Source organism: Hymenobacter terrestris, assembly GCF_013377905.1.
GTDB classification, from domain to species: Bacteria; Bacteroidota; Bacteroidia; order Cytophagales; family Hymenobacteraceae; genus Hymenobacter; species Hymenobacter terrestris.
This window is the reverse complement of record NZ_JABKAV010000161.1, coordinates 1-569: the sequence shown is the minus strand read 5'-3', so window position 1 is coordinate 569 and position 569 is coordinate 1. Positions and strand designations below refer to the sequence as shown.

At 56.4% G+C, this 569-nt stretch carries 1 protein-coding gene; it reads left to right on the top strand.

Annotation, left to right across the window (positions count from 1 at the left end):
• Nucleotides 1-369 precede the first annotated feature (369 nt).
• Nucleotides 370-569: transposase (locus HW556_RS18425; protein ID WP_176901575.1), on the top strand; the 200-nt coding region annotated here is incomplete at its 3' end.

Genomic DNA, 569 nt, shown 5'->3' with positions numbered 1-569 from the left:
CCCCATTGAACTCGCCTTCAGCAAGCTCAAAACGTGGCTGCGCACAGCCCAGGCCCGCACCCGCGAGGCGTTGGAAGACATCATCCAAGCGGCGGCCGGCTGGATAAGCGAACAGGACGCCAAAAACTGGTTTGACCACTCTGGCTACCATGTACAGTAACCTGAGAACTGCTCTAAATTCAAGTAAGCCTCCTAAGTGCTGCCCCTCCCTCTTCTTTTCCTATTATGTGTCTCTCAACGCTCAAAGTCGATACAGTTTCACCAAACATTATATTTCCCCAAAACCTTCGCCGCCCCGGTAGTACGCCGCCTACAGTGTGAGGTGGTCTAGGCAAGACGGACATAAGAAGGACGTATATTTCTTTTGTCATGGCAACCAAAACCAGCGGGGTGTCGCCCGATAAACGGCGTAAATACGACGAGGCGTTTAAGGCTGAAGCCCTGCGCTTGGCGTCCGAGAGCCGCAGCACGCAGGCGACCGCCCGGCAGTTAGGCATCAGCCCCAAGCTGCTTTACCGCTGGCAGCAGGCCCAAGTGGTGGCCGAGGTCGGCAGCGTCGAAGTGGCACG